This is a genomic window from Streptomyces sp. NPDC041068, assembly GCF_040647455.1.
Classification (GTDB): domain Bacteria; phylum Actinomycetota; class Actinomycetes; order Streptomycetales; family Streptomycetaceae; genus Streptomyces.
In genome coordinates this window covers 109,655-116,343 of sequence record NZ_JBEZCG010000025.1, presented here as the reverse complement: position 1 = coordinate 116,343, position 6,689 = coordinate 109,655, and the positions used below count along the sequence as shown (strand labels likewise).

The following is a 6,689-nucleotide window of genomic DNA, read 5'->3' as shown; positions in this document are numbered from 1 at the left end:
TTGCCTTCCCACTCCAGGTCCTTGAGCGCGGTCTCGGCGTCGCGGGCTGCGGCGTCGAGGCCCTTGGCCAGGGCCCGCCACTGCTTGGCTATCTCACGGATGCCGTCCGGGTCGACGAGCGGATCGGTGATGCCGAGGAAGTCCAAGCCGCTGGCGAGGGTGTCGCCGAAGGCGTGGTTGGCCTTGTTGATCCAGTGCAGCGGGTTGAGGTCGCCAGCGTCGAGGTCGCCGGGGATGATGTCGAAGCCCATGGACGGCTCAGCCCTTCTTGGCGCGAGCCGCGGCGCTCAGCAGAATGTCCAGCACGTCGAAGGCGTCGGAGACATCGCCCAGGAACTTCGCCTCGGCCTCCCACTCCTTGTGCAGGCTCTTGGTGAGCCCGGCGATGGTGTCCATGCCGTCCTGGATGTCGTCCTTGGCGCTCATCAGCGACCCCAGCACCCCGAACGCGGACAGGTCGTGCGAGGCCGCCTTGAAGTCGTGCAGTGGCTTGCGGGTGTGGTCATCCACCTTGGCCAGCGCGGAGGCCGCCTTGTGCAGAGCGTCCGCATCCTTCTTCAGGTCCGACATACTGCCTACCCCCGTGGGTTGAGCTGGTTCTACTGCTTCGCGCTGACGTGTGCAGACCGAACCGGCCCACAGCCCCCGATCAGCGGTTGATGGACTGGATCTCCTGGACGTCGATGTCCTGGGTGGTCTCGAACGTGCCGTTGGGCAGCCTGCCCTTGGCATCGCCGGTGCCCTTCCAGGAGATCTCCCACGTGACGGAGGCCTTCAGCTGGTACGGCTCGCCGCCCGTGGCGCGGCGGTAGGAGATGCCGCACGGCGGGTCCTCCTTAGAGGCGCCCTTGGTGTACGGGATGCCGATGGAACCGTCCTCGTTGACCGGGCAGTCGCCGGAAGCGGGGAAGGTCTTGGCATCCTCGGTGCCCGGCTCCAGGTGCAGCGCCACCGGTTTCGCGGTCGTCACCGCGTACAGCGGGGTGTTGGGGAGTTCGGCGCGGACCGTGACGTCCTTGAAGACGGTCTTGTCCAGCCAGATCCAGGTGGGCAGGTTCACCGTCGACGTGCCCTGCGGCTTCAACTCGACCTTGGTGTCCGGGACACGGATCTTGTCGTAGGCGTAGGCGGCCAGAATCTCGGGCGTGGGGGCGTTCGGATCGTCGGGGACGGTGCCGGCCTTCTGCCAGAACATTGTCCGTGAGCAGTCCATCGCCTCGATGTCGACCTCATGTCCCTTGCGGACCACGTCCCGCCAGAACATCCCCTTCTTGCCGATGTTGTAGTTCTTGGTGGCCTCGGAGGTGAAGGTCTGCTCGCCCTTGTCGTACGTGTCGGCGAGCAGCTCCTCGGACCAGTTGCGCTGGGAGTTGACGGGCAGCAACTTGTCCGTGCCGTTCATCGCCTCAACTGCGGCCTTGAGCTGTTCGGACGTCGCTACCGGCTCGTACCAGCACGCCGGGGGCTTCCAGTTGGGGTCCACGGGGGCGAGCGTGCCGGTGGAGGGCTTTGCCGTACCGCCACCGGACTGCTTGATGACGATGCTGGACTGGCCGACCTGCGAATAGAGCTCCTTCCCTGAAGCACCCCCTCCGGTGTGACCGGGCTTGGAGGGATTCCGGCCGTCATCGCCTCCGATCGCAGCCGCCGGGTGCGCAGTCGCCAAGGACAGCACCAGCACTGCGGCGGTTGCGCTCAGGATCGCGCAGGTACTGCTCCGCGGCATTACTGGCATCCACCTTGAGTCGTCGACACGAAGGTGGTTTGCCAGACGCCCTGGCTGCTCTTGCGTAGCTTGGTCCGGTATAGCACCTGTGCCTTGTCGGACGGGGTCCCGGTGACCTTCTTGGTCTTACGGTGCTGTGTGGATGCCTTGCTCTCGTCCGAGCAGTAGAACAAGGTGCCCGAGCCGTCCGGGCTGATCCGCGCCTGCGGCTTGTATGTCCGTGTCTTGCCGATGAGAGTCAGGTCCTTGTCGGCGAAGCCGCTGATCCATTTCTTGCCCGTGGCCAGAGCCTCGCCCGTGTTGTAAAACGTCATCGGCGCTGCTCCAGGATCGCCCTCAGTGATCGCCGCGTAGGAGGCCAAGAGCTGCTGCTTCCCGTCGTCCAGGATGGCTTGCAGCTTCGGGTCGCTGTTCGTCCAGCCGTCGAAGGTGACCTGGAACGACTTGGGCAGTGTGATCCGGGGCCGCTTGTCCCTGTCAGGGTTTTCCGACGCGCCAGCGGACGCCGAGGTGTCCTTGTCTCCGCCCCCAGCACCCTTGATCTTGTCGGACGAGTCGTCATCACTGCTGCCCGAACCACATCCGGTGAGCAAGACCATGGCGCTTGCGGTGATCGCTACCGCAACGGGCAGGAAACGGCGGTTCACTTCTGACTCCAAATGGGGCGACAGTATCTCGGGGCAACTGACGAAGCCCCAGGTGCAAATGCTTTCATGCGAATGATCCGCCTCAGCCTGTGGGGCAATGAGTTGGCTGGTATTGCACGTGTCGAGGATCTGCATCTTGCGCATGTCCCGCCTGGTGGGCATTACCAACGCAGACCGCGTCCACCACGCCATCCCCGCGGCCCTTCAACAGCTGGGCGGCGGGCGCCGAGCCGGACGGCGAGATCCGTCGGCGTGCGGCTCCACTTGGCTCTCGTACGATCACGTTAGGGCTCGGGGCTGCGCGTGAGGAGTGTCAGCTGTGTCGATGCCGCCCAGTGCTGAGCCGACGCTCTGGGAGCTGCACCGTGCCGTCTCGCAGCTGCGGGAAGACCTTCGCGGGGATCTTGCTCAACTCGCCGCCCGCTTGGACCAGGTGGTCACCGAGGACGTGTACCGGGCTGACCAGCGGGCGGTCGGTCAGCGGATCAGCCAGATCGAGGCCGGTCTGGCCGGGCTTCGCGGCGAGCACGACCAGGCGACGGACCGTGCCGAGCAGCAGCGGCGCGAGGATCAGACGCAGGCTACGGCGACACGGAGGCTGGTGTTCAGTTCGTTCGTGTCTCCGGTGCTATTGATGACCCTGCAGCTATGGCTCGCGTCGCGTGGCGCGTCCCCGTAGAGCTGGTGTGTTGGGGGCAGTTGAGGGTTCAGTTCGGGCGCGGGGAGAACAGTGAGCGCCGAACGTGGCGACACCTATCAGTGCCGATCGACTCGTTACCGCGTTGCGCGCCGAGGGCGTGCGCGTGGTGGAGCGGTCGGGGTGGAGATCCCATAACCGCAATCACAAGGGGCCGTTCGGTCCGGTGAACGGGGTGATGATCCACCACACGGTGACTTCGGGCACCAGCAACACGGTGGGCATCGTGGAGCGCGGCTATGCGGGTCTGCCGGGTCCGCTGTGCCACGGCATGATCGCCAAGGACGGCACCGTGCACCTGATCGGGCACGGCCGTACCAACCATGCCGGTCGTGGTGACGGTGATGTGCTGCGTGCGGTCATCGCTGAACGGGCCCTGCCCCCGGCGAACGAGGCCAACACCGACGGCAACACGCACTTTTACGGCTTCGAGTGCGAGAACCGCGGCGACGGCACCGATCCATGGCCGAAGGCGCAGTTGGATGCGATCGAGCGGGCAGCGACGGCGCTGTGCCGTGCGCACGGCTGGAGTGCGGCGAGCGTGATCGGCCATAAGGAGTGGCAGCCCGGCAAGGTCGACCCCAAGGGCTTCACGATGGGCTGGCTGCGCGACCGTGTGTCCGCCCGGCTGAAGTCCAAGCCCTCTGGTGGCGGTGGTTCCGCTGGCGGTTCGGGCGGTGGTTCATCGACCTATGTGGTGCGTAGTGGCGACACGCTCTCCAGCATCGGTAAGAAGCTGGGCGTTCGCTGGGAGCTGCTAGCGCAGGCGAACAAGATCAAAGCGCCGTTCGTGATCAAGCCGGGCCAGAAGATCACCGTTCCGAGGAAGGTGAGCGGGGGCTCCTATTCGCCGCCTCCGTTTCCGGACGGTCTTGCTCCGGGCCGCTCGTCACCGTCTGCGAAGGGCCTCCAGAAGGCGCTGAAGGACACCGGCTGGCTCGACCGGTCCGTGCCGCTCTCCGACAACTACGGGCCTCAGACCCAGAGGGCCGTGGCCGGCTTCAACCGCAAGCACAACCTGTTCACCACGGGCCGCCCCAACGATCCCGCGATCGGCCGTAGCGGCTGGAAGCTTCTTCACCAACTCGCCTACGGGAAGTAGACCTTTGATCAGTTTCATGCACGCGCACAGCACCCGCTTGTACACCATCGCTTCGGCGGCCCTCGCGCTCGTCGCGTACTTCGTCGACGGCCTGCCCACGGAGCTGATCCTTGCTCTGGTGGCGGCGATCCTCGGTGCCGGTGAGGCAGTCCAGCGGGTGGAGGACCGCAAGACCCTGAAGGCGCTGTACCAGGAGTCGCCCACGGCCGCCGAGGTCTAGGCGTCGGGCCTCATCTGGGCTCGTTCTTCGCGGTGGCTCTCCACGAGTAGGTCGTGGGGAGCCACCTTTGGCGTCTGCCCCTCGGGGCTCGGTTCCGTCTCTGCTACCACTATTCTGCTCTCTTAGGCGTATCGAGCAGAGAGGAGGCAGAGGTGGCGAAGCCGCTGCTGTGCGGGCGGATGGAGATCGGCCGCATCTACAACATCAAGCCCACGGTGGTCAGCAACACATGGATCCACCGCGGCGTCCTCTCTTACGAGGACGCCGCGATCGTTTCGGGTAAGCCGGTGTGGCCGGGCGGGTTCGTGGAGTCCCTGGCGCTGCCGCCGGGCAGTCGTGGTCGGCAGCTCGACGAGGTGGCCTTGGCTGCGCTGGAGGCCGAGCAGGGAGCGAGGGTGCGGCCGCGGAAGAAGGGGGAGCTGCCGGCGCTCGTCGGCGCGCAGGAGTACGCCGAGTTGTTCGGGGTGACGCAGATCGCTGTCGGCCAGGCCGCGAAGACCGGTTCCGGGCTGGTCGCGGAGCCGGATTACGCCCTGTCCGGCTCGAAGGTGTGGCTGCTGGACACGGTGCTCGACCACGCTCCGGCCACCATGGAGACGTCGCGCAAGAAGTTGTGGGTACTGCGGGACAAGGTGGCCGAAGCCTTGCAGGAGGGCCGTTACGACGGCCCGGGGTCCTTCTTCTCACAGCGGGGAAACAAAGCGAAGCCGCCGACGCCATAGGGTGATGCCTCCACGGTCTTCGTGGATCAGCCCACGGCGTCTCGTTGGTTCTCCACCATGCGGAGCGTTGTCTTCGTACTGGACGTACTTGTGCGAGCCGGCCTGGTAGGGCGTCCATGTCTTCGCGGTAGGCAGCTGATCAGTCGGCTCGTACTGGCACCAAGTCGCGCAGTTGGTCCCGTCGTGGGCGAGAGCGATGTCGGCAGGGCCGTCGAGGCGGCAGCGGTGGGGCGCGGCATTCGGGTGGGCGTCGTGGCAGCCGCGGTTGGCGTCCGTCGGCCGGGCCATGGGCATTGGTCAAATGGGGTGTTTGAGGCAACCGTCTCGGAATTCCTGATGACTCAGAGGTAGGTCATGCCCGTGTCCGCTTCCGTCTCCGTCCTCGTAGTCCCCGGACACCGCGCGGGTTCCCGTCGTGCCGCGCGGCCTTTGGTGGTGACGGCCTGTTCCCTTCTCCTTGCACTCAGCGGGGTCACCGCGTTCACCGGCCCCGCGTACGCCGCCGAGACCACCTGCACCGTCAACGGTAAGAACGTCACCTCCGCCCGCATCACGGGCACGGACGGCGCCGACATCATCGTGTGCGACCACGGCGTGCCCCAGGGCGTGACGGTCGACGGTGGTGCCGGTGCGGACACCATCATCGCCACCGGGACGCAGGGACACAGCGGCTCGCACGCGCAGCAAGGAGGCGTGGGCAACTCCGGTGAAATCCTGGGTGGTGCGGGCAGCGACTCCATCACGGTCACCGGTGGCAGTGGCGGCGATGTCCGCACCCAGAAGGAGGTGCCCTACGACCCGTCCGCCGCGCCGGGCGGCGTGGGCAACAACGGCCGGATCCAGGGCGGTGCGGGCGAGGACGAGATCACGGTCACCGGCGGCTTGGGCGGCGCCGACAAGGACGGCGGCAGCGCCGAGAACGCCTCAGCCCTGCACGGGGACAACGCCTTCCTCGGCGGCGGCGAGGGCGACGACAGGATCCTCATCAAGGGCGCCGGCAGGACCACGGCGGTCTCCGGGTCGCAGATCCACGGTGGTCGCGGTGCCGACAGCATCGAGATCCGCAGCACCAGCCCCAACCGTACGGCTCTTCAGGGCACCAAGGTGTTCGGCGACGGCGGCGACGACGTCATCCACGTGTCCGGCGGCACGGGATGGCACTCCGTACTCGCGGGAGGAGAGGGCAACGACCGCCTCTCCGTCACCGGCAACTACAAGTTCACCGCCAACGACCTGCGTTCGCAGATGCTGGGCGGCCCCGGTGACGACATCCTCATGACCCGCGGTGGTCCCGAAGAGGACAACAGGGGCATCGTCGACGGCGGCGACGGCCACAACATCTGCTACGTGCCGAAGAGCGAGCAGAAGGACCAGGTCAAGAACTGCGAGCGGATCAGGAAGTAGATCCAAGGTCCGCAATTTCCGGGGCTCCGGACCGCACCGCCGGAGCCCCGGGCGCCCCTCGGGGTCGCCTCGTCACGCACGTCTGCGGTCGTGCGGATGAGCACAGGTCGTGAACACTCCGGCCGTCGTTGAATCGCCCTCGGTGATGCGGACCGGCAGTTGCACCCTCAC

At 66.5% G+C, this 6,689-nt stretch carries 8 protein-coding genes and 1 pseudogene; 5 read left to right on the top strand and 4 right to left on the bottom strand.

What is annotated here, in order from left to right:
- The 4 genes and pseudogenes from AB0B50_RS40290 to AB0B50_RS40275 all read right to left on the bottom strand — a co-directional run.
- Positions 1 to 251, bottom strand: a pseudogene (locus tag AB0B50_RS40290) (hypothetical protein); the annotation flags it as partial.
- 7 nt (positions 252 to 258) lie between these two features.
- Entirely contained in the window at positions 259 to 570 is a 312-nt protein-coding gene (locus AB0B50_RS40285; RefSeq protein WP_362341575.1) for a hypothetical protein, read from the bottom strand.
- 79 nt (positions 571 to 649) lie between these two features.
- Positions 650 to 1,726 (bottom strand): hypothetical protein, encoded by a 1,077-nt coding sequence (locus AB0B50_RS40280; RefSeq protein WP_362341573.1) that lies wholly within the window; start codon positions 1,724 to 1,726, stop codon positions 650 to 652.
- Positions 1,726 to 2,517, bottom strand: a complete 792-nt coding sequence (locus AB0B50_RS40275) for a hypothetical protein (protein ID WP_362341570.1) — start codon at positions 2,515 to 2,517, stop codon at positions 1,726 to 1,728. Before AB0B50_RS40275 ends, AB0B50_RS40280 begins: the two co-directional genes overlap by 1 nt.
- A gap of 175 nt (positions 2,518 to 2,692) precedes the next feature.
- Between AB0B50_RS40275 and AB0B50_RS40270 the strand changes: the two genes are divergently transcribed.
- The 5 genes from AB0B50_RS40270 to AB0B50_RS40250 all read left to right on the top strand — a co-directional run bounded on the left by AB0B50_RS40270 (position 2,693) and on the right by AB0B50_RS40250 (position 6,518).
- Positions 2,693 to 3,052, top strand: a complete 360-nt coding sequence (locus tag AB0B50_RS40270) for a hypothetical protein (protein WP_362341568.1) — start codon at positions 2,693 to 2,695, stop codon at positions 3,050 to 3,052.
- Between the two features lie 64 nt (positions 3,053 to 3,116).
- Positions 3,117 to 4,172, top strand: a complete 1,056-nt coding sequence (locus AB0B50_RS40265) for an N-acetylmuramoyl-L-alanine amidase (protein ID WP_362341565.1) — start codon at positions 3,117 to 3,119, stop codon at positions 4,170 to 4,172.
- A 16-nt stretch (positions 4,173 to 4,188) separates the two neighbouring features.
- Positions 4,189 to 4,392: a hypothetical protein gene (locus AB0B50_RS40260; protein WP_362341562.1), complete on the top strand. Its 204-nt coding sequence runs from the start codon at positions 4,189 to 4,191 to the stop codon at positions 4,390 to 4,392.
- Between the two features lie 152 nt (positions 4,393 to 4,544).
- Positions 4,545 to 5,114 (top strand): hypothetical protein, encoded by a 570-nt coding sequence (locus tag AB0B50_RS40255; RefSeq protein WP_362341560.1) that lies wholly within the window; start codon positions 4,545 to 4,547, stop codon positions 5,112 to 5,114.
- A gap of 354 nt (positions 5,115 to 5,468) precedes the next feature.
- The gene (locus AB0B50_RS40250; protein WP_362341558.1) at positions 5,469 to 6,518 is read left to right on the top strand and encodes a hypothetical protein; all 1,050 of its coding nucleotides are present in this window, start codon (positions 5,469 to 5,471) and stop codon (positions 6,516 to 6,518) included.
- The last annotated feature ends 171 nt before the right edge of the window (positions 6,519 to 6,689 follow it).

Excerpts from the sequence above, each read along its gene's own strand:
- AB0B50_RS40285 (WP_362341575.1), bottom strand. The coding sequence starts at position 570 with ATGTCGGACCTGAAGAAGGATGCGGACGCTCTGCACAAGGCGGCCTCC.
- AB0B50_RS40280 (WP_362341573.1), bottom strand. The coding sequence starts at position 1,726 with ATGCCGCGGAGCAGTACCTGCGCGATCCTGAGCGCAACCGCCGCAGTG.
- AB0B50_RS40275 (WP_362341570.1), bottom strand. The coding sequence starts at position 2,517 with ATGCGCAAGATGCAGATCCTCGACACGTGCAATACCAGCCAACTCATT.
- AB0B50_RS40260 (WP_362341562.1), top strand. The coding sequence starts at position 4,189 with ATGCACGCGCACAGCACCCGCTTGTACACCATCGCTTCGGCGGCCCTC.
- AB0B50_RS40250 (WP_362341558.1), top strand. The coding sequence starts at position 5,469 with ATGCCCGTGTCCGCTTCCGTCTCCGTCCTCGTAGTCCCCGGACACCGC.